This window comes from Planomonospora sp. ID91781 (genome assembly GCF_015711595.1).
In the GTDB taxonomy this organism is placed as follows: domain Bacteria; phylum Actinomycetota; class Actinomycetes; order Streptosporangiales; family Streptosporangiaceae; genus Planomonospora; species Planomonospora parontospora.
Window position 1 is genome coordinate 3528153 of record NZ_JABTEY010000001.1, and the last position, 22149, is coordinate 3550301.

Sequence of the window (22149 nt, forward strand, 5' to 3'; positions counted from 1 at the left end):
ATTCTCCCGCTCGCCGTCCGCGGGTGAGGCCGGCCGACGGGAACGTTTGGACCCGTTCCTCGCGGAAAGGGAGTCGGGGCCTCCCCGTCCGGAGGCGGGCCGGACCGGTGTCCGATCGGGAGCCGGTTGGCGAACCGCCCCGTGTCGCACCGCGCGACCCGTTACGCTCCGGTCATTCCCCCGACAACCGAATCCCCCTGGAGAGATTCCGTGGCCATCGACCTTGTTACCCGGCGCGAATGGGGTGCTCGCCAGCCGCGCGGTTCGTACACGCAGATCAGCTCCACCAGGGGCGTGAAGGTCCACTACACGGGCGGCCGGGTCGATCCCGGGATCGTCAACGACCACACCCGGTGCGTGGCCCTGGTGAAATCCATCCAGAACAGCCATATGGATGGAAACGGCTGGATGGACATAGGTTACTCGTTAGTAGTGTGTCCGCACCGGAAGGTGTTCGAAGGGCGGGGGCCCAGGCGCCTGCCCGCGGCGAACGGCTCCGGGCTCAACAGCGGCCACTACGCCGTGCTCGGCCTGGTCGGCTCCTCCGGCCTGGTCCAGCCCACCGACAACATCCTGCATGGCATCCTCGACGCCGTCGAGTACCTCCGGGAGCGCGGCGGCGCGGGCCGGGAGATCAAGGGCCACCGCGACGGATACGCGACCTCCTGCCCCGGCGAGCCGCTCTACACCTGGGTACGGCGCGGCGCTCCCCGGCCCGGCGGCGCCCCCGACCCGCCCGAGCCGCACCCGTCGTTCCCCGGCCGGACGCTCAAGTACCCGCCGGTCATGGCCGGCGAGGACGTCCGCACCTGGCAGCAGCAGATGCGCAAGCGCGGCTGGGGCATCGAGGTAGACGGCCTGTACGGCGAGCGGTCGCGGGACGTGTGCCGGGCCTTCCAGGAGGAGAAGGGCCTGACCGCGACCGGCGCGGTCGACCGCCTCACCTGGAACGCGACCTGGCAGGAACCGATCACCTGACCTCCGGGCGGTGGCACGCCACCCAGTGGTCCTCGCCGATCCGGCGCATGACCGGCTCGACGGCCGCGCACTCCGGACCGGCCTCGGGGCAGCGGGTGCGGAAGCGGCACCCGCTGGGCGGCGTCACCGGCGACGGCGGTTCACCGCTGATCAGCCGGTCCGCCGGGGGCAGGCCGAGTCCGCCGCGGGGGACGGAGGCCAGCAGCGCCCGGGTGTAGGGGTGGGCGGGACGCTGCACCAGGGCGTCGCCGGAGGCCAGCTCGCAGGTCTTGCCGAGGTACATCACCAGGACGCGGTCGCTGACGTTCCTGACGACGGCCAGGTCGTGGGCGATGAACACCAGCGTCAGCCGGTAGCGCTCCTTGAGCCGCTCCAGCAGGGTCAGGATCTGCGCCTGCACCGAGACGTCCAGCGCGGAGACCGGTTCGTCGCAGATCACCACCTCGGGGTCGAGCACCAGCGCCCGCGCGATGGAGACGCGCTGGCACTGCCCGCCGGAGAACTCGTGCGGCCGCCGGGCGGCGGCGATGGCCGGGTCGAGCCCGACCGCCGCGAGCATCTCGTCGACCCGGCCGGCGCCCGTGCCCCAGATCCGGGGTCCCTCGGCGACGATGTCGCGGACCCTGCGGCGGGGGTTCAGCGAGGAGACCGGATCCTGGAAGATCATCTGGAGTCGTCTGCGGGTCGCGCGCAGCGCCTCACCGCGCAGGGCGGTGAGCTCCACCCCGTCCAGCCGTACCGAGCCGCGGCGCGGCGGGGGCAGCTGCATGAGCGCCCGCGCGGTCGTGGACTTGCCGCAGCCGGACTCGCCCACGATGCCGAGGGTCTCGCCGCGGGCCACGTCGAAGCTCACCCCGGAGACGGCGTGCACGCTCCGCCCGCGCCCGGCGGGGAACTCCACGAACAGGTCCTCCACCCGGAGCACCACCTCGCCGGCGGGACGGAGGTGGGCGGTTCCGCTACCTGCCACGGCTGTCGGCTCCTTCATCGAGATCACTGAGATCATTGGGACCACTGAGATCACCGGGGCGGCCGGCCGCCGCGGGGCGACCGGGCCCGCAGGGGCCGTCGAGACCGCGGCCGCCGGCGTCGCTGTCGCTGTCGCTGTCGCTGTCGCTGTTGGTGCCGGTGCCGCTGCCGGTGTCGGCAGGAGCCCGCACCCCGGTGTCCCGGGGGTACCAGCAGGCGTAGAGGTGGCCGGGCGTCTCGGCCGGCAGCAGCGGCGGCTCCTCCGCCGCGCACCGCTCCCGGGCGTAGGGGCAGCGGGGACGGAACGAGCAGCCCGCCGGCGGGTCGGCCAGGTCGGGCGGGCGCCCGGCGATCAGGCGGAGCGGGTGGTGGGCCGGGTCGGTCAGCTTCGGCACCGCCGCCAGCAGCGCCTCGGTGTACGGCATGCGGGTCCGCTCGAACAGCGCGGCGGTGGGCCCCCGCTCGACGACCTTGCCGGCGTACATCACGACGACCTCGTCGGCCCACTCGGCCACCACCGACAGGTCGTGGCTGACCAGCACCACGGCCATGCGGCGCTCCTCGCGCTGCCGCCGGATCAGCCGGAGCACCTGGTCCTGGACGGTGACGTCGAGCGCGGTGGTCGGCTCGTCGGCGAAGAGCACGTCCGGGCCGCACGAGAGCGCCATGGCGATCGTCACCCGCTGCCGCATCCCGCCGGAGAGCTGGTGCGGGTAGCGGCGCATCACGCGCGCGGGCTCGGGGACGCCGACCGAGGCGAGCAGTTCCGTGCCCCGCGCCCGGGCGGCCTTCGCGTCCAGGCCCAGGTGCACCCGGAGCGGCTCGGCGAGCTGCACGCCGATCCTGCGGACCGGGTTGAGCGCCGTCATCGGGTCCTGGAAGACGGCGCCGAACCGGGTCCCCAGGACGCGGCGCATCTGCTCGGGGCTCAGCCCGGTCAGGTCCCGCCCGTCCAGGTAGACCCTTCCGCCGCGCAGCGCCCCGGGGCCCGGGACCAGCCCGAGGACGGAGCGGATGAGCATGGACTTGCCCGAGCCGGACTCGCCCACGATCGCCAGGGTCCGGCCGCGCCGCACGGTGAAGGAGACGCCGTCGACGGCGCGGACGGTGCCGCGCGGGGTCGGCAGGTGGGTGCGCAGGCCGGCGACCTGGAGGAGCGCGCCCTCCTCGATCCGGTGCGCCTGCCCGGGCGCGGGGAGGGGGACGGCCGGGCGGCGCCGTACGGGCTCCAGGCCGCTCTGCCGGACGTCGGTGAGCGCCCGCAGCCGGTCGCCGACCAGGTTGGCGGAGAGCACGGTCAGGAACATGACGAGCGAGGGGAGGAGCACCGCGTGCGGCGCGGTCTCCATGACGGGGCGGCCCTCGTTGATCAGGCCGCCCCAGGTGGGGGTGGGCGCCTGGACGGACAGGCCGAGGAAGGCCAGCCCGCCCTCGGCGACGATGGTGACGGCCATGCCGACGAAGGCGTAGGAGGCGGCGGGCAGCGCCACGTTGGGCGCGATCTCGCGCCACAGGACGCTCCGGTCGCGGGCTCCCAGCGCACGGGCCGCGGTGACGAACTCCCGCTCGGCGAAGACCAGGGTCGTGCCCCGGACGAGCCGGATCCAGGCGGGGACGCTCAGCACGGCCAGCACGGCGAGCACGTTGACCAGGCTCGCCCCCGCGAACGCCACCACGGCCAGCGCGAACACCATCGCGGGGAAGGCGAGCGCGACGTCGTTGGCGCCCATGATGACGGCGTCGGTCCTGCGCCTGCGGTACCCGGCCAGGACGCCGAGGGGAGCGCCGGCCGCCAGACCGAGCAGGACCGCGCCGACGCCCACGCCGAGGGAGACGCGGGCGCCGTGGGCGACCCGGCTGAGCAGGTCGCGGCCGAGCGCGTCGGTGCCGAACGGGTGCTCCGCGCTCGGGCCGGACCGGGGCGGCCCGGCGAGGGTCTCGTCGTAGCCGGGCAGCGGGAGCAGGTCCGCCGCCGCCGCGACGGCGACGACCAGCGCGAGCCAGCCCGCCGCGAGCCAGAAGGCCGGGCCCAGGCGCCGCAGGAGGCCGCGGTGTTCCGGGCGGTCCGGACGGTCCCGGCGGCCCGGCGGCCTAGGCACGCCGGATCCTGGGGTCGACGGCGGCGTAGGCGAGGTCCACCGCGAAGTTGACGAGCACGTAGCCGACCGAGATCAGCACCACGCCTCCCTGCACTGCCAGATAGTCACGGGCGAAGATGGAGTCCACGACGAACCGGCCGACACCGGGCAGGCCGAAGAGCGTCTCGACGATCACCGCGCCGCCGATCATCGCGCCCAGGTTGAGCCCGACGGCGGTGACCAGGGAGACGGCCGAGGGGCGCAGCGCGTGCCGCCACAGGATGCGGCGCGGGGACAGGCCGCGGGCGCGGGCCAGCGTGATGTGGTCCTCCTGGAGGGTGGCGATCAGGTCGGTGCGCAGCAGCCGGGAGTAGACGGCCGTCTCCGGCAGGGCGATGGTGACCGCGGGCAGCAGCACCGAGGTCAGGTTCCAGCCGAGGTCCAGCGAGATCGGCGTCCAGCCGGTCGCCGGGAGCAGTTTCAGCTTGATCGCGAACACGAGGATCAGCAGTACGCCGAGCACGAACACCGGGGTGGAGAGCAGCCCGAAGCAGATCGCCGTCAGCGCGTGGTCCAGCGGCCCGCCCGGCCGCCGGGCGGCGGCGACCGCCGCCGGCACGGCGACGCCGAGCGCGACCAGCTGCGCGGCGGCCAGCAGTTCCAGGGTGACCGGGAGCCGGTCGGCCAGCGACTCCAGGACGGGGACGCCGGTGATGTAGGAGGTGCCGAAGTCGCCGGTGAGCAGGCCGCCGAGCCAGGAGCCGTACCGGACGAGCAGCGGGTCGTCGAGGCCGAGCTCCCGGCGGAGCCGCTCGTGCGCCTCCGGGGTCGCCGCCCCGCCCAGGATCTGCCCGACCGGGTCGCCGGGGAGCAGGCTGAGCAGGGCGTACGACAGGAAGGTGACGACGAGCAGCACCGCCAGGAGGCGGGCCGCCCGGAACACCGCGGTCATGACCGGCTGAGCCAGACGGAGCCGAACGGGTGGTAGGGCGTCGGCTGGCCGGTCAGCGGCAGTCCGGGCGAGCCGTCGGGCAGGGTGTGCTCGCCGATGCCGCGGACCCTGCTCCTGGCGATGACCGCCCCGGTGCTGAGGTGGTCGACGAAGATGTACGGCACCAGCTCGCGCAGCCGTTTCTGCACGGTGGCGTAGGCCCGCCTGCGCACGTCCGGCTGCGGGTTGGCCCGGCCGGTGTCGAAGGCGGTGCTGAGCTCGGCGTCCTGGATCCGGGAGACGTTGATGGAGATGTCACCGACCGGGCGGGCGTAGTTCTGGTGCAGGTAGATGTACTCCCCGTCGGGGTCCTGCGCGCTGAAGCCCACCGTGAGCATGGCGTTGAAGGCGCCGGTGACGGCGCTGGTGACCATGTCGGCCTGGTCGGCCTGCTTGATCGAGACGTCCGCGCCGGCCCTGCGCCACATGTCCTGGGCGAGCTCGACGCCCTGCAGGCTGTTGGGGTCGGGTGTGGTGTGCAGGGTGAAGGAGACGGGTCCCTTCTCCGCCTCGACCTCCTTGATCAGCGCGGCCGCCCTGGCCGGGTCGTAGGAGGGGTAGTCGCCGCCGGGGGCGTACCACTCGGACTCCTTCGACCATGGGCCGTCGGCCGGCTCGGTCAGGCCCGCGCGCAGGGTGGTGGAGAAGGCCCGGCGGTCGAGGGCGTGCCCGAGGGCCCGGCGGACCCGCAGGTCGTCGAGGGGGGCGACCGCGGTGTTCAGCACGAAGGAGTACTCGGGGACGGCCATGCCGGCGGCCCGGTGGACCGTGTAGGCGTCCTTCATCGCGCCGAACCTGGTGATGTCGTCGTCACGGGTGGTGCCCATGGCGTCGACCCCGCCCGCCTCCAGGGTCTGGGCCCGGGTCTGGCTGTCGGGCAGGATCCGGAACTCGATCTCGTCGAGGTAGGGCAGGCCCTTGCGCCAGTAGCCAGGGTTCCTGGTCACCACCATGCGGCTGCCCGGCTGGTACTCCTTGAACAGGAACGGGCCCGTCCCCACCGGCTTCCTGGAGGCGCCCTCCGGGTCGGCGAGCGACGCCCTGGGGACCATCATGCCGATCTGCGAGGCGAGGTAGTTGGGGAAGGCGACCCAGGGCCCCCGGAGCCTGATCCTCACCGTCATCGGGCCGACGGTCTCGACGGACTCCACCGGGGCGAAGACCGCGCTGGTGAGCCGGGAGGCCTTCTGCGCCTCCAGGTTGGCCCTGACCACCTCGGCGTCGAGCGGTTCCCCGTTGGAGAAGGCGATCCCCGGGCGCACCTTGACGGTCCACTCGTCGGCGTCCGCGTTGGGGGTCACGGACTCGGCCAGGTAGGGCTTCCACCGGCCGCCGGAGTCCATGGCGACGAGCGGTTCGATGATCGTCGTGGCCATGCTGTAGGTCTGGGAGGCGAAGGAGTCGGCCGCGGGGTCGAACCCGCTCGCGTCGGCGCTGAGCGCGTAGACCAGCCGCCCGCCCGCCACCGGGGACGCTCCGGCGCCCGCCGGGGATCCGGGCGGCCCCGTCCCCTCGGCAGGGCGTTCCCCGCTGCACGCGGCCAGCCCCAGCGGGACGAGCGACGCCAGCGAGACCGCCACGATCTTCGAACGTTTCACGCGTTCTCCTCCCGGCCAGTCCCCCGAGAGCAATTTCACCGATAGTACTATCGGTGAAAAATCGCACAAGACCCGTGCCGGGGCCGTCCGCGCCGCCGGCGCCGGAGGGGCCGCGGGTAGGGTTGTCGCCGGGCGCCGGGGGCGCCGGGGGCACAGCCGGGCGGGAGATGGGGTGGCAGTGGCCGACGCACCGCTGAGCCGCAGTGAGGCCAAGGACCTCACCCGGCGCCGCCTGATCCGTGCGGGCTTCGCCATCCTCGACGCCGAGGGGGAGGCGGGGCTGACCACCGTCAAGGTCGCGCACGCGGCGGGCATCGCCCAGTCGAGTTTCTACGTGCACTTCAAGGACCGGCAGGACCTGCTGCGGGCGCTCGGCGAGCAGGCGGGCCGGCGGCTCCGGGAGGCGATGCGCGAGGCCCGGATGAGGTCGCGGGAGGCCCCCGACGACATGGAGCGGCTCCGCGACGCCTTCCGGCTCCCGCTGGAGGCCATCTGCCGCCACCCCGAATTGTTCCGCATCGGCCTGCGCGCCCGGCACGACCCGGCGTCCCCGCTGCGGGAGTACGCCCTGGCGACCGCGGCCGCCTACCGCGCCCACTTCGTCGCGGACCTGACGGCCATGGGCTTCCCGGTCGCGGACGAGGGCGACCGGCGCCGCCTGGAGATGATCGCCGACGGGGTGGGGGCGCTGACCAACGCGATGGCCCTCGGCCACCTGGAGGGGCGCTACCCCGACCTGGAGGAGGCCGTCGACGTCCTGGTGACCTTCTCCAGGGGCTATCTGCGGCTGCTCCAGCCGCCGCACCGGCCGTTCAACGGGGTCTAGGACCGTTCTGTGACTCTGCCGCTGGGCGCTGTCCGACGGAAACGGCGGCCACCGGCCGTGCGTCCGCCGAGTGAATCCCGCCGGGGCGCAGCAACGGCATCGTTCCACCCGGGGTGCGGTCAGGCGACGGAGGAGAAGGCCGGGGCCCCTGCGCGATGACCAGGGGCCGCCCCGACCTTCACCGATTCATATGTGCAGGCCTGTGCATTGACGTCCACGGCGTTCGTCTGTGCCGCTGCCGATGCCGAGGGCGCCTCCTTCCAGGCCCGTCCGACTGTCGCGGTCACGCGCACGGTGCCGTCGGCCATCGCCTCCGGAACCACGCGGTGGCGGCGGCGGTACGGCCTTGGGCGTGACCGTGGTCGACTCCCAGTCGCCGACGCCGAAGCGGGTCTTGGCGCGGACGTTGACGGTGTAGGCGGTGTCGTTGGTCAGGCCGGAGATCACCGCCATCGGATCGGTGACCTGCAGCGTGTTCACCACGCCGTCGCCATCGGACACCTCGACGTCGTAGCCCTCCAGCAGAGCGACGCCGCCGTTGGATTCCGGCATGCCCCAGCTGGTGACGGCACCGCCGTCCCCGGGTGCGGCAGCCAGGTTGAGCACCTTGCCGGGCGGCCCGGCGGGCAGGTACGTCAGCGCGATCGAGGGCTGTTCGGCGGCTGCGGCATCCCCGAAGGCGATGACCTCGTCCTTGTCGGAGGTGAGCATCAGCCACTGGTATTCGCTGCCGGCGATGTCCGCCTGCGGCGTGGCGATCGGGAAGGTGTGGGCGGCACCGGTGGCGTCGATGTCACCGGCCAGGTCCGGCCCCTTGGTCTCACCGGTCACCGCGCTCTTCAGCGGCGCCGCGGTGATGACGGTGTCGCCGGGGCAGCTCCCGGCCGGACAGGTCGGGGTGCCGAGTTTCATGACGGCCTCGGACACGCCCGTACCATCGGGGAGCCCGTCCAGTTTGAGCCCGATGACGGTGACGGTCTTGTCCGCTCCGGCGCCGCCGATCTGCATGGTGGCGGAGTCGGTCACGGTGCACGGGTTGCCGCCGCAGGCCGTCGGGTCGGTCTTGGCGGTCTTGATGACGAAGCCGTCCTTGCCCAGGGTCAGGTGCCGGACCTCTTCGGCCGGAGGCTCGTTCGGGGTGCCCGGGGTGGTGAAGCCGACGGGTGCGGTCTTGGGGGTGCAGATCTCGCCCGAGCCGTCCGTGCCGCTGACGCAGGTCTGCATCTGCCAGGTGTAGGCGCGACCGGGCCGGACGATGCCGGCGGGGATCCGGAAGGAGGCGCGTTCGCCGCCGTTGACGGCGCGTTGTCCCAGCGGGCTGGAACCGACCGGGGCGCCGCCGCTGTCGTACAGGTGGTACTTGGCGGTGACCGGCCCTCCGGAAGGACGACTGGCCATGCCCGACAGGACAGGCTGCGTCGGGTCGGCCATACCGGTTTCCGTATCGGTCGGCGATACCGGAGCATCCGAGGTGATGCGGTAGGCCGGGCTCTCGTTGCACGAGGGCGGGGTGACGCCGGTACGGCAGGCCTTGACGTGCTTCCCCCTCCTGAAGGCGGACCCAGGTGGCGACGGTGAAGCTGGCATCGGTGCGCAGCAGAGGGCCGTTGGTCGCGGCGTAGGCGCTGCCCGTGCTCACAGCGGCCTGCACGCTCCTGGCCGCGGTGTCGGTCTTCGACGGAGCGGCGAACGCGCCGCCGGGGCAGGGGCCGAGATCTCGCCAGACCGGCCAGTCCTCGTCTCCCGGTACTCCGGGCCAGGGGATGCCGAGGTCGCGAGCCTCCCAGGCGTGTCCCTCGTGGCTGACCCGATCACCGGGCTCGTAGTCGGCATCTTCCGACCACGCCGGATAGGGGCAGGACTGCGTGGGAGCCGGCGTGGGCGTAGGGGCCGGAGTCGGCGTAGAGGTCGGAGTCGGCGTGGGAGGAGGAGTGGAACCGGCGGTGGAGTTCAGCTGGAGCGCACGGCCGATCTGCCCCGGACCGGTGAACGCACCGTTGTGCAAAGTGAGCGCGTGGCCGTGTCCGGTGGCGTCGGCCGCCGTGGTTGCTCCCGCCTCCTCATCGAATTTCCAGTGCGCCGGCTCTCCGGTCGGCAGGACCGGCGGAGGAATCATCGTGGAGTCATTGATCGTGACGGTGTAGTCCAGGTTCGCGGTCTCGGCCACACTGGACTTGAAACCGACCTTCACGCTGGTGCTGCGGGCGATCGCGTCGTTGCCGCTGATCGAGTCGATCGACTCGGCGGTCACTGTGGGGATCTCCGGTGGCAGCATGTAGGACACGGTCAGCTTCGGCGGCCGAGCGCCGGCGCCGGCCCGCTCCATGGAATGGAACTCCACGTATCCGGAGTACGGATAGGTCATCGACGAGTCGTTGACCGCGCGCAACTCCAGCCCGTGGGAGGGCGCCCCGGTCGCCCATGCATTTGCGATGGCCGTGATGTCCCAGGTGAACGGTACATCGGCCTTGGCGACCTTCGGCCGGAGCGCGCCGTCCTGCTCGACGAGGGCCGTGTCGATCCATGCCCAGGATCCGTCGGCCTGCCTCAGCCGGGCCGGTCCCGCATACGACTCCATCGTCAGGTGGCCGTCGGGGTAGGCCCAGGTCCGTGAGGTCTCGGTGTAGACCTGCTCGACCGCCACCGGCTTGCCCTGTTTTCTCGCCTCTTCGATCGCGGCCCGCAGGGGTGCGTCCGGATCCTCGGGTCGCGGAAACTCCGTCACCGCAGTGTGAGTGGGGGCCGGTTCGGGGTCGGCCAGATCGGGCGGGGGACTCCCTGCCGTCAAGAAGGACGCGGTCAGAGAGGAGACGGCCGCCACTGCGAGCATGGTCCGTCTGAGCGGCCTGCGCCGTGGCGGCGGCGCGGCCGAGTGGTTCGGTGAGGGGAATCCCACCGGTACCTCTGTTGCTGAGGAGACAAACCGGCCGGGATCGTGGGAAGAGGGGAGCCCGGCCGGAGATGATCAGGGCAAGAGTCCCCAACGACGCTGTTGATCTTGCCGGACACGATGGATCTTTCTCGCCTTGAAGCTGCGGCTCGGAGCGGATGCACCGCTATGACGCCGTACGGGCTGCCCGTACAGATCTCCGGGCCGGCCCTTCTCCTCCGGTCATGCCATGTCAGCCGTTTTCGAGGCATTCGGTAGGAGGATGAGACAGGCTCCACGAACCGTCCGCAGCAGGGTTCTCGGGGCGGCCGACGCCGGGAACCGCGAATCCCGCCCGCCCGCCCGTGCTGCGGAGGTGGTGATCCGCACCTTCGGGTCCGCGGGCCTCGGCTGCATGGCCGGCCGGCTCGGCCCGCCGTGTCCGGCGCGATGCGGTCAGCGGCGTGTAACGCGCGGGGTGCCGCAGGCGGTGGTGTCCTCAGGGAGTACCCGCGGAGAACGGATGGCGTGATGTCTGCCCTGCCGGTGACCAGGGCGGACTCTTGGGCTGAAGCTTCACGGGACGGGCTCCGTTTCCAGCCAGTCCGGCCGATCCGCCGTCTCGAAGCGGAAGATCTGGTCGCGCTTTCCCGAGCACGTGTGCTGCGCGAGTTCGGCTCCCGGGTGGACGTCTGCCTCGCCGTACAGCAGCCCGAGGCATTTGCCGCTGTGCACGGGACGCAGGGCGTAACCGCGTCCCGCGCGCTCGGGCTCCAGCAGGAAACGCTGGTGGGCCGCCGCGGTGCAGTCGGCGGGAGCGAGCAGCGCCTCCTCACCGAGGTGAGCCTGATCCACGGTCAGGCAGCCGACGCCCTCCTCGGGGTGGTGCCATTGAATCTCGTAGACGCCTGCGCCGAGGGCTTTGAGGTAGGTGTCGGGCGCCACACCGGCGCACGAGCGCTGGACTGCGAGCGGACGGTCGGTTCTTCTGGAGCGTTCGCGGCCCTCTCCTACGCACAGCTCACGGTCGACGGCGTACGAGGGACGCATACGGTACCAACCGTCCTGCGGAAGGGCCCGGGAGGACAGATGATCGGCTGAAGGCCGGCCCTCCAGCGTCTCGCTCATGTCCGCGAGGACCGTGGGCGCGGCCAGGAGCACGGCGGTCATGCCCGCGGCGGTCACGAGCGTCGGCCATCCTCGCCGCACGGCCGACCACGCCGGACGGCGGGACGTCTCCGGTGGGGAGACCTCCGCCACGGGCCCGGGACCGGCTTCGGCCAGGGTGCCGGCACACGGCTCGGGCTCCTGCGCCACGGACACGGGCTCGTCGACGGTGCTCATCGCGAGGCTTCTGCGGACGCGCACCCAACGGTCGATCTCTGCCTCGTCCAGCCCGCAGGCGGCGGCGAAGGCCGTCACGAAGCTCTCCCGGGGGAGGGTGGCGCGACCGAGAACGCTCGACGTGGTGCTCGCAGGGAGGGAACCGTCCGCCCTTGCGGCCAGCTGACGGTAGGTGAGGCCGCTCCAGTGGCGTAATCGGGCCAAGGCGGCGACATACTCGGCGGCAGTGGCAGCGTGCCCGGGATCGGGTGGGCCGCCGACCTCGTTCAATACCGCCTCTTCCGCTCAGAGCTCTCTCCATGACCGGACAAACATGCTAACAAAGGGTGCTGATATGAGTCATCCACCTGTCCGGACAGAAGAGGGAGCCGGGGACGACCGAAAGGGCGCCTACATCGAACGCGATCACCCGGCTGCCGCGCCGGGTGGGCGGGGTTCCACCGGCCCGTTGGTCTTTCCTGCCCGTGGCGGGCACGGGTTTTCCGCCGGTCGGGTCGGCGCAGGCAGGACCCGCAGGCGGGCGATCGCCGTCCCCACGTCCGGCGGCGCGCCTGTCAGCTGGGGAAACCCTTGCACCACTGCCGTGGACGCAACCGGAGCTCTTCTCATATAGATGATCAAGCGCGGCGAGATCCACCGTGAGCGCCCGAGGTTAGGGGCGGTGCCCGGGCGGGCGAACGCATACTATCCCCTGCATGACCGTCCCACCTGAGGAGCTCCGGCCGGCCGCGGACCTCCCGCCGCCCACCCGCGACGAGTGGCGGGAGCTGGCGCTCGGGGTCCTGCGCAAGTCGGGGGTGCAGGCGTCCTCCCCGGAGGAGGCGCTGGCCTCGACGACCTACGACGGCGTGACCGTCGCGCCCCTGTACGACGCCGCCGACCTGCCCGGCGACCCCGGCCTGCCGGGAGCCGCCCCCTACCTGCGGGGCGCCCGCCCGGTACGCGGCGGCTGGGACGTCCGGCAGCGGCACGAGGCCGCCGATCCCGAGGCGGTCCTGGCCGACCTGGAGAACGGCGTCACCTCCCTCTGGCTGGCCCTGGCCCCCGAGGACCTGCCGCGGGTGCTGGAACGGGTCCACCTGGAGCTGATCTCGGTCGTCCTGGAGGCGGGGGAGCGGACCGGGGAGGCGGCCGAGGCGCTGCTGGCGATCGCGGCCCGGCGGGCGGCGGACTCCGGAGCCGCCGCCGGGCTCACCGGGAACCTCGGCGCCGACCCGCTGGGCCTGCGCGCCCGTACCGGGAGCGCGGCGCGCACGGGGACGGATGCGGCGGCGGACGCCCGCTCAGGCACGGCGGGTACGGCGGACCCGGCGGGTACGGCGGGTACGGCGGCGGACGTCCGCGCGGACGCCGCGATGGAGGAGGCCGCCGGGCTGGCCCGCAGGTGCGCGGCGGAGTTCCCGGGGCTGCGGGCGCTGGTGGTGGACGCGACGCCGTACCACGACGCGGGCGGCGGCGACGCCGAGGAGCTGGGCTGCTCGCTGGCGACCGGGGTGGCCTACCTGCGGGCGCTGACCGGCGGCGGGCTGGGCCTGGAGCAGGCGTTCGGGCAACTGGAGTTCCGCTACGCGGCCACCGCCGACCAGTTCCTCACGATCGCCAAGCTCCGCGCCGCCCGGCGCCTGTGGGCGCGGGTGGCCGAGGCGTGCGGGGCGGGCCCCGAGCCCGATCCGGCGGACCCGGGGCGCACCCTGGCCGCGCAGCTGCAGCACGCGGTCACCTCCTCGGCGATGATGACCGCCCGCGATCCGTGGGTGAACATGCTCCGCACCACCCTGGCCTGCTTCGCCGCCGGGGTCGGCGGCGCCGACGCGGTGACCGTGCAGCCGTTCGACGCCCGGCTGGGCCTGCCCGACGCCTTCTCCCGCCGCATCGCGCGCAACACCCACGCGCTGCTGGTCGAGGAGGCGCACGTGGCCCGGGTGACCGACCCGGCCGGCGGCTCCTTCTACACCGAGCGGCTCACCGCCGACCTGGCCGAGCGGGCCTGGGCGTGGTTCCAGGAGATCGAGCGCGCCGGCGGCATGGCCCGGGCGCTGGAGTCGGGCCTGGTCGCCGACCGGCTGGCCGCGACCCGGGAGCGGCGCGCGGCGGACATCGCCCGCCGCCGGTTCCCGATCACCGGCGTCAGCGAGTTCCCGAACCTGGACGAGCGGCTCCCGGAGCGCACACCCCGGCCCGCCGCGCCCGCCGGTGCGGGAGGGCTGCCGGTCGTGCACCACGCCCGGGAGTTCGAGGCGCTGCGCGACCTGGCCGACGCCCAGGAGACCCGCCCGGTCGTCTTCCTGGCCACGATCGGCCCGGTCGCCGCGCACACCGCGCGCGCCTCGTTCGCCGCCAACCTGTTCCAGGCGGGCGGCCTGGCCACCGTCTCCTGCGGCCCGCTGACCGACCCGGGCGAGATCGCCGCCGCGTTCACCGCGAGCGGCGCCCGGGTCGCCTGCCTGTGCTCCGGCGACAAGCTGTACGGCGAGCACGCCGAGGCGGTCGCCGCCGCGCTGGCCGGGGCCGGGGCGAAGCGGGTCTGGCTGGCGGGCAGAGGGGACCACCCGAACGTGGACGGCAACCTGTACGCCGGGTGCGACGCCCTCGCCGTGCTCCGCGAGACCTTCGGCGACCTGGGGGTGGGCCGGACCGCTCCGGACGGCCCGGCGGACTCCGGCGGCCCGGGGACGGACCCGGCCGCCGGCGGCGGTCCCGTGACGGCTCCCGACGAGCGGGGAGAGACCCGATGACGATTCCCGACTTCTCGCAGATCGACCTGGCGGGCGGGGCCGCGGCGCAGGACGGGCCGGACCCGGCCGCCTGGGCGCGGGCCGTACGCCGGGCGACCGGGCAGGAGCCCGCCGACCTGGTGTGGGAGACCCCGGAGGGCATCGCGGTCAAGCCGCTCTACACCGCCGCCGACACCGCGGGCCTGGACTTCCCGCACACCTATCCGGGGATCGCGCCGTACCTGCGCGGGCCGTACCCGACGATGTACGTCAACCAGCCGTGGACCGTCCGGCAGTACGCCGGGTTCTCCACCGCCGAGGAGTCCAACGCGTTCTACCGGCGCAACCTGGCCGCCGGGCAGAAGGGCCTGTCGGTCGCCTTCGACCTGGCCACCCACCGGGGTTACGACTCCGACCACCCGCGGGTGGCGGGCGACGTCGGCATGGCGGGTGTGGCGATCGACTCGATCTACGACATGCGGCAGCTGTTCGACGGGATCCCGCTGGACCGGATGAGCGTGTCGATGACCATGAACGGCGCGGTGCTGCCGATCCTGGCGCTGTACATCGTGGCCGCCGAGGAGCAGGGGGTGGAGCCCGGGCAGCTGGCCGGGACCATCCAGAACGACATCCTCAAGGAGTTCATGGTCCGCAACACCTACATCTACCCGCCGGCGCCGTCGATGCGGATCATCTCCGACATCTTCGCCTACACCAGCGAGCGGATGCCGAAGTTCAACTCGATCTCGATCTCCGGCTACCACATCCAGGAGGCCGGGGCCACCTGCGACCTGGAGCTGGCCTACACCCTCGCCGACGGCGTGGAGTACCTGCGCGCCGGGGTGGCGGCCGGGCTGGACGTCGACCGGTTCGCGCCGCGGCTGTCGTTCTTCTGGTGCATCGGGATGAACTTCTTCATGGAGATCGCCAAGCTGCGGGCCGCCCGGCTGCTCTGGGCGCGGCTGGTGGCGGGCTTCGGCGCGAAGAACCCCAAGTCGCTGTCCCTGCGCACCCACTCGCAGACCTCGGGCTGGTCGCTGACCGCCCAGGACGTGTTCAACAACGTGGTGCGCACCTGCGTGGAGGCGATGGCCGCCACCCAGGGCCACACCCAGTCGCTGCACACCAACGCGCTGGACGAGGCGCTGGCCCTGCCGAGCGACTTCTCCGCGCGGATCGCCCGCAACACCCAGCTGCTGCTGCAGCAGGAGTCGGGCACCTGCCGGGTGATCGACCCGTGGGGCGGCTCCTACTACGTCGAGCGGCTCACCCAGGAGCTGGCCGAGCGGGCGTGGGGGCACATCCAGGAGGTCGAGGCGGCCGGGGGCATGGCCAGGGCGATCGACGCCGGGCTGCCCAAGCTCCGCATCGAGGAGGCCGCGGCCCGCACCCAGGCGCGCATCGACTCCGGGCGGCAGCCGGTCATCGGCGTCAACAAGTACCGCCCGGACGCCGACGAGCCCATCGAGGTGCTCAAGGTCGACAACACCGCCGTGCGGGCCAGCCAGCTGGACAAGCTCCGGCGGCTGCGCGCCGAGCGCGACCCGCGGGCGGTGGAGGACGCGCTGGCGGCGCTGACGGCGGGCGCGGCGGGGGACGCCAACCTGCTGGAGCTGGCGGTGGCGGCGGCGCGGGCCAAGGCGACGGTCGGGGAGATCTCCGACGCGCTGGAGAAGGTCTTCGGCCGCCACGCCGGGCAGATCCGCACGATCTCCGGGGTGTACCGCGAGGAGGTGGGCTCGGGCGTGGAGGCGGTGCGCGCCGCGTGCGAGCGGTTCGAGAAGGCCGAGGGGCGCAGGCCGCGCATCCTGGTCGCCAAGATGGGCCAGGACGGCCACGACCGCGGACAGAAGGTGATCGCCACCGCCTTCGCCGACCTCGGCTTCGACGTGGACGTCGGCCCGCTGTTCCAGACGCCCGAGGAGGTGGCCCGCCAGGCGGTCGAGGCCGACGTGCACGTGGTCGGCGTCTCCTCGCTGGCGGCCGGGCACCTGACGCTGGTGCCCGCGCTGCGGGCGGCCCTGGCCGGCCTGGACGCCGAGGACGTCATGATCGTCGTGGGGGGCGTCATCCCGCCCGGCGACTTCGACGAGCTGCGGGCCGCCGGCGCCTCGGCGATCTTCCCGCCGGGCACCGTCGTCGCCGACGCCGCGTTGACCCTGCTGGAGGACCTGTCGGCCCGGCTCGGCCATGCGTCTTGACGACTACCTCCACGGGGTGCGGTCCGGTTCGCGCCGCTGGATCGGCCGGGCCGTCACCCTCGTGGAGTCCACCCGGGCCGACCACCGGGAGCTGGCGCAGCGGCTGCTGGTCGAGCTGACCCCGCTGGCCGGCAAGGCCCGCAGGGTCGGCGTCTCGGGGGTGCCCGGCGTGGGCAAGTCCACCTTCATCGACGCGCTCGGCACCCACCTGACCGGGCTGGGCCACCGGGTGGCGGTGCTCGCCGTCGACCCGTCGTCCACCCGGACCGGCGGGAGCGTGCTCGGCGACAAGACGCGGATGGCCCGGCTGGCCGCCGACGAGAACGCCTTCATCCGCCCCTCGCCCACCTCCGGGACCCTGGGCGGGGTGGCCAAGGCGACCCGTGAGGCCATGGTCGTCGTCGAGGCGGCCGGATACGACGTCGTGCTCGTGGAGACCGTGGGCGTCGGGCAGTCGGAGACCGCCGTCGCCGACATGGTGGACACCTTCCTGCTGCTGGCGCTCGCCAGGACCGGGGACCAGCTCCAGGGCATCAAGAAGGGCGTGCTGGAGCTGGCCGACGTGATCGCGGTCAACAAGGCCGACGGCCCGCACGAGCAGGACGCCCGCAGGGCCGCCAGGGAACTGGCCGGGGCGCTGCGGCTGCTCCGCACCGAGCGCACGGTCCCCGTGCTGACCTGCAGCGGGCTCACCGGAACCGGCCTGGCGGAGCTCTGGCGGCAGCTGGCCGCCCACCGGGACGCCCTGGAGGCGTCGGGCGAGCTCGCCGACCGGCGGCGGCGCCAGCAGGTCGGCTGGACCTGGGCGCTGGTGACCGACCGCCTCCTGCGGAGGCTGCACGACCACCCGGGTGTGGCGGCGGTCGCGGGAGAGGTCGAGCGCGCGGTCCTGGACGGCTCCCTCACCCCGGCGCTGGCCGCCGACCGCATCCTGGACGTCTTCGCGGAGGGCGGCCCCCGGCCCTGACCGTGCGGATGCCCTCACCGTGCGTGACGTGCGGAGACAGGTCGGACCGTCAATTAAGGCGTTTCTGGTGACCCGTGGTTAAAGTCACGCTTCTGTCGGTTTGGGGAGATTTCAGGGCGGAGGCGAACTTGATCGATGGTAGTCGATCATGTGATACTTCGTCCCGAGAATTACAAATGTCGCGATGCGATCCGCTTTGAATGTGCAGCGTCTGAAAGAAGGTGAACGGCGAGACGGGCGTGGGCCGGGTCCGATCCGTGTCCGTGCAGCGAGCGCCGGGCGCCGACCGCCGTCTCCGCATCTGCCGTCGCCGTACCGCTGGACACCGCGGACTGCATCGCGCAGGTGGGAGACAGGCAGTGCCGATCGACGTGGACGCCGGGCCTTCCCGGCGGGTGAGATCCGTTCCGATGCGCCGGGCGCTGCCGAGGCTGGTGCACGACCCGGTGAGCGCTCTCGCCGAGTTCGCGCGGGAGGCCGGGGGAGAGGTCGTCCGGCTGGAGCTGGGGCCGTTCCGGCCGTACCTGGTCACCCATCCCGACCACGTCCAGCAGGTGATGCGCACCCGGTGGGAGAACTACCAGCGCGAGGGCATGTTCTGGCGGCCCCTGCGCCGCCTCTTCGGGACCGGCATCATGAGCGAGGGCGAGGTCTGGCAGAACAGTCGCGCCACCCTCCAGCCGCTGTTCACCGCCCGGTACGTCGCCACGATCGCCGACGAGGTGGCGCGGCGCGTCACCGACAGGGTCGAGGAGTGGGCGGAGCACGCCCGGACGGGGCGGACCGTCGACGCAGTGGCGGAGATGTCGGGCATCGTGAGCTTCATCGTCAACCGGGTGCTGTTCGGGGACAAGCTGAGCCGCGCGGACGGCGAGCGCCTCATCCCCGCCTACGACATCGCGGCCCACTCGATCGGCTACCGCGTGCTCATGCCGTTCATGCCGTACTTCGTCCGGGTGCCCCGCGACCGGGCCTTCCTCAGGGCCGTCCGGCAGATCGACGACGTGGTCTTCCCGGTGGTCCGCAGGTCGATGGCCGATCCCGGGGAGGGCGACGACATCATCTCCGTGCTCTGCCGGTCCACCGACGACAAGGGCGGGAGGTTCACCGACCGGCAGATCCGCGACGCCCTGGTGAGCGTCTACGCGGCCTCGTCGGAGACCACCGCGATGGTCATCGCCTGGCTCTGGCTGCTGCTGGACGCCCACCCCGGGGTCGCGGCCCGGCTGCAGGCCGAGATCGACGAGGTGGTGGGCGAGGGTCCCGCCCGCCCCGGGCACATCGCCCGGCTGCACTACACCCGCATGGTCCTGCAGGAGACCCTGCGCCTGTACCCGGCGGGCTGGATCTTCCCCCGGATGGTCATGGAGGACGCGGAGATCGGCGGCGTGCCGGTCAGGCGCGGTTCGACGGTGCTGATCACCCCCTTCGCCTCGCACCGGCTGGACGGGTTCTGGGACGACCCGCTGGAGTTCGACCCCGAGCGGTTCGCGCCCGGCAAGCAGGAACGCCGGCACCGGTACGCCTACTTCCCCTTCGGGGGCGGCCCGCACAAGTGCCTGGGCGAGCACCTGTTCCACGTCGAGGCGCCGCTCATCGTCGCGGGCGTCCTCAGCCGGTTCCGGCTGGACGTGCGCACCCCGGGACCGTTCATCCCCGCCCGGGCCGCCTCGCTGCGCCCCCGCCGGCGGATCGAGCTGGGCATCCGCTTCGCCCGGGACCTCGCCGGGGGAGGGGCCCGGTGAGCGCGCCCGCCGGCCGTTCCCGCTCGTCCGCCGTGGAGTGCGGCGCGGCCTCCGCCGTGGCCGGGCGCTCGCAGCGCGAGATGCGGCAGTGGGCCGAGACCTACCCCGGCCTGTTCTCCGCCAAGCCGTTCGACGCCGCCCTGTACAGCACGCTCTCACTCGCCATGGCCTTCAGCGGGCCGTGGCTCACCGCCGGGCAGCTGCGCATGGCGAACAAGGCCTCCCTGTGGGCGTTCGGCCTGGACTGGCTCGTCGACTACGTCGCCGCCTCGCCGCAGGAGGTCGAGGAGATCGCCCGGCGGTGCCTGGAGGCGGCCGGCGGGGCCCCCCCGGCCGACGGCGACGACCTGGCCCGCATGCTCGCCGACATTCGGGACGAGCTCGCCTCCTCCCCCGCCTTCCCCGAGCTCGGGCCGGTCTGGCGGGACGAGCTGGAGCGGATGCTGGACGGAATGCTCGCCGAGTGGCGCTGGAAGGCGGACAAGACGGTCCCGACGTTCGAGGAGTACCTCGGCAACGCCGACAACCTCGGCTTCTCCTTCGTGTTCGCCGCCCACTGGATCCACGTCTCGGACCGGGACGCGGTCGCGGACGTCGACCGGGTGCGGGAGGCGGGCCGCGCCGTGCAGCGGGTCATCCGCCTCCTCAACGACCTGGGCACCTACGAACGGGACGTCGCCTGGGGCGACCTCAACGCCCTCCTGCTCGACGTCACCCGCGCCACGGTGGAGCGGCGGATCACCGAGCTCGCGGCCCGGAGCCGGGAACTGATCGAGCCGCTGCGGGAGGCCCAGCCGGGACTGGCGGGCTACCTGGAGCGGCAGATGGACTTCTGCGCCGGGTTCTACCGGGTGGGCGACTACTGGGGGACCCTTTGACCGTCGACGTGAACGCGAGTACGGCCCTGCTCCCGGGAACGTGCGCGACCGGCGGCGCGGCTGATCCGGCCGCCGGGGCGCGCGAGCTGGTCGCCGGTCTGCTGGCCCGGCCGTGGGGGCAGGTGTCCCCGTCGGTCTACGAGACCGGACGCGTGGTGAGCCTCGCCCCCTGGCTGGCCGGCCACGCCGAGCGGGTCGCCTTCCTGGTCACCGCCCAGCGGGCGGACGGCGGCTGGGGCCGCCCCGAGGGCGGGTACGCGCTCGTCCCGACGCTGAGCGCGACCGAGGCGCTCCTGGCGGAGCTGCGGCGCCCGTCCCCCTGCGCGGACCCGGTCGTACTGGCCGGGGCCGTCCGCCGGGGACTGGAGGCGGCCCGGCGCTGGTCGGGCCCGGACGGACCCCCGCTGCCCGACATGCCGGCGATCGAGCTGATCGTTCCCTCCCTGGTCTCCCTGATCGACGGCCATCTGGCGCAGGGGCGCCCGGACGGGGTGGATCCGCAGGGCGCGGTCCCGGACCGGGCGGGCACGGAGGGGGGTCCGGGCCTTCCGGCGGGCATGGACGGCTCCAGGCTCTCCGCGGTCCGGGCCTGGCTGGAGGCGGGCGGGCGGGTCCCGCGCAAGCTGGTCCACGCGCTGGAGGTCGCGGGTCCCGCGGCGGCCGCCGCGGAGATCGTCCCCACCCCGGTCGGTCCGGGTGTGGCGTCCGTCGGGGCCTCGCCCGCGGCCGGCGCGGCGTGGCTGGGCGCGGTGCGGGCCGCTGACGACCCGGGACGGCTCCGCGCCGCGGCCGGGGTGCGGCGCTACCTGGAGGCGGTCGTGGCCGGCTCCGGCGGGCCGGTGCCGTGCGCGATCCCCGTCACCGTGTTCGAGCGGGGCTGGACGCTGAGCTGGCTGCGCCGGGCCGGCGTGCCGGTGGACGTCCCGGCGGAGCTGGCGGCGAGCCTGCGGGAGGGACTGGGCCCGGAGGGCGTCGCCGCCGGGCCGGGCCTCCCGCAGGACGCGGACACCACCTCCGTCGCGCTGTACGCGCTGACCCTGCTCGGCGAGCCGCGCGAGCCGGACGGGCTCTGGCCGTACGAACTGGAGACCCACTTCTGCACCTGGCAGGGGGAGGAGGGCTTCTCCCCGACCACGAACGCGCACGTGCTCGACGCCTTCGGCGCCTACCTGCGCGCGACCGCCCGCACCTCCGTCACCGGAGGCGCCACGTCCTCCGAGGTCTCCGAGGTCTCTGAGACCCCTTTCACCGCGACGGCGCTCCCGGCTCCGGCGGGCCGTCCGGCGGCACGTTACGCGGCCGCGGTGCGGAAGGTGTCGGCGCGGCTGCGCGGCTGCCAGAGCGAGGAGGGGAGCTGGCTGGACCGCTGGCACGCCTCGCCGTACTACGCCACGGCCTGCTGCGCGCTCGCGTTGCACGAGTTCGGCGGCGCGGAGTCGGCGCGGGCGGTGGACCGGGCCGTGCGCTGGGTGCTGGCCGGCCAGCACGCGGACGGGTCCTGGGGGCGGTGGGAGGGCACGGCCGAGGAGACCGCCTACGCACTGCAGACCCTCCTGCTGACCCTCCCGGAGGGCGGGGACGCGCCCGCGGAGACGGCGGAGGCGGTGGCGCGCGGCCACCGCTTCCTGTCGGACGCCGCAGACGGGGAGGAGGGGCCGCGGCTCTGGCACGACAAGGACCTGTACTTTCCGGCGGCGATCGTCCGGGCGGCCGTCCTGGGCGCGCTGCACCTCGCCGACGGGTTCCTGGCTTCGGGGCGAACCTCTGCAAGACGGCCATGACAGCTGTTATGGTTTATATTTACTGGCGACAGTTAGGGTCCTAAAGGGGACAGACGGTTACATGTGGCCGAGGCCGCCTTGAGTGTAATTACCGACGTTGCTAGGGTTCGGCGGGTGCGATGGGCTGTGCCCCGCCACTTCGGTCTTACGGCCTCTGTGGATTCACGCGTCTATCGCCGTGAAATTTAATGCGATTTCTTTTCATTTCCC

General features: G+C 73.2%; 14 protein-coding genes. 8 read left to right on the top strand and 6 right to left on the bottom strand.

Annotated elements, in window-relative coordinates; genetic code table 11:
• The first annotated feature begins 210 nt into the window (after window positions 1-210).
• Window positions 211-978 (top strand): N-acetylmuramoyl-L-alanine amidase, encoded by a 768-nt coding sequence (locus tag HS048_RS38865; protein WP_068894011.1) that lies wholly within the window; start codon window positions 211-213, stop codon window positions 976-978.
• Here HS048_RS38865 and HS048_RS16010 read toward each other — a convergent pair.
• Genes HS048_RS16010 through HS048_RS16025 form a run of 4 tightly spaced genes read right to left on the bottom strand, consistent with a single transcriptional unit; the run spans window position 971 to window position 6614 of the window.
• Window positions 971-1948 (bottom strand): ABC transporter ATP-binding protein, encoded by a 978-nt coding sequence (locus HS048_RS16010; RefSeq protein ID WP_196467339.1) that lies wholly within the window; start codon window positions 1946-1948, stop codon window positions 971-973. The genes HS048_RS38865 and HS048_RS16010 overlap by 8 nt on opposite strands.
• The gene (locus HS048_RS16015) at window positions 1938-4046 is read right to left on the bottom strand and encodes a dipeptide/oligopeptide/nickel ABC transporter permease/ATP-binding protein (protein WP_307832498.1); all 2109 of its coding nucleotides are present in this window, start codon (window positions 4044-4046) and stop codon (window positions 1938-1940) included. The genes HS048_RS16010 and HS048_RS16015 overlap by 11 nt, the downstream gene beginning before the upstream one ends.
• Window positions 4039-4977, bottom strand: coding sequence for an ABC transporter permease (locus HS048_RS16020; protein ID WP_196467340.1), 939 nt, complete (start codon window positions 4975-4977; stop codon window positions 4039-4041). The genes HS048_RS16015 and HS048_RS16020 overlap by 8 nt, the downstream gene beginning before the upstream one ends.
• Entirely contained in the window at window positions 4974-6614 is a 1641-nt protein-coding gene (locus HS048_RS16025) for an ABC transporter substrate-binding protein (RefSeq protein ID WP_068894007.1), read from the bottom strand. The genes HS048_RS16020 and HS048_RS16025 overlap by 4 nt, the downstream gene beginning before the upstream one ends.
• Window positions 6615-6786: 172 nt before the next feature.
• Between HS048_RS16025 and HS048_RS16030 the strand changes: the two genes are divergently transcribed.
• Entirely contained in the window at window positions 6787-7440 is a 654-nt protein-coding gene (locus HS048_RS16030) for a TetR family transcriptional regulator (RefSeq protein ID WP_084007904.1), read from the top strand.
• 186 nt (window positions 7441-7626) lie between these two features.
• Here the strand turns inward: HS048_RS16030 and HS048_RS16035 are convergent, their stop codons facing one another.
• Together HS048_RS16035 and HS048_RS38175 are read right to left on the bottom strand one after the other, a co-directional pair.
• A complete protein-coding gene (locus tag HS048_RS16035; protein ID WP_196467341.1) occupies window positions 7627-8838 on the bottom strand; it encodes a fibronectin type III domain-containing protein in 1212 nt (403 codons plus the stop codon).
• Window positions 8839-10885: 2047 nt separating this feature from the next.
• A complete protein-coding gene (locus HS048_RS38175) occupies window positions 10886-11923 on the bottom strand; it encodes an XRE family transcriptional regulator (protein ID WP_196467342.1) in 1038 nt (345 codons plus the stop codon).
• A 425-nt stretch (window positions 11924-12348) separates the two neighbouring features.
• Here HS048_RS38175 and HS048_RS16045 point away from each other — a divergent pair, with 425 nt between their 5' ends.
• The 6 genes from HS048_RS16045 (at window position 12349) to HS048_RS16070 (ending at window position 21939) form a co-directional block, all read left to right on the top strand.
• Window positions 12349-14388: a methylmalonyl-CoA mutase family protein gene (locus tag HS048_RS16045; RefSeq protein ID WP_196467343.1), complete on the top strand. Its 2040-nt coding sequence runs from the start codon at window positions 12349-12351 to the stop codon at window positions 14386-14388.
• Window positions 14385-16568, top strand: coding sequence for a methylmalonyl-CoA mutase (scpA, locus tag HS048_RS16050; protein ID WP_196467344.1), 2184 nt, complete (start codon window positions 14385-14387; stop codon window positions 16566-16568). Before HS048_RS16045 ends, scpA begins: the two co-directional genes overlap by 4 nt.
• Window positions 16558-17535, top strand: coding sequence for a methylmalonyl Co-A mutase-associated GTPase MeaB (gene meaB, locus HS048_RS16055; protein ID WP_068894001.1), 978 nt, complete (start codon window positions 16558-16560; stop codon window positions 17533-17535). Before scpA ends, meaB begins: the two co-directional genes overlap by 11 nt.
• A gap of 359 nt (window positions 17536-17894) precedes the next feature.
• Window positions 17895-19280 (top strand): cytochrome P450, encoded by a 1386-nt coding sequence (locus HS048_RS16060; RefSeq protein ID WP_196467345.1) that lies wholly within the window; start codon window positions 17895-17897, stop codon window positions 19278-19280.
• Window positions 19277-20158, top strand: coding sequence for a terpene synthase family protein (locus HS048_RS16065; RefSeq protein ID WP_307832499.1), 882 nt, complete (start codon window positions 19277-19279; stop codon window positions 20156-20158). The genes HS048_RS16060 and HS048_RS16065 overlap by 4 nt, the downstream gene beginning before the upstream one ends.
• Window positions 20155-21939, top strand: coding sequence for a terpene cyclase/mutase family protein (locus tag HS048_RS16070; protein WP_230880845.1), 1785 nt, complete (start codon window positions 20155-20157; stop codon window positions 21937-21939). Before HS048_RS16065 ends, HS048_RS16070 begins: the two co-directional genes overlap by 4 nt.
• Window positions 21940-22149 lie beyond the last annotated feature (210 nt).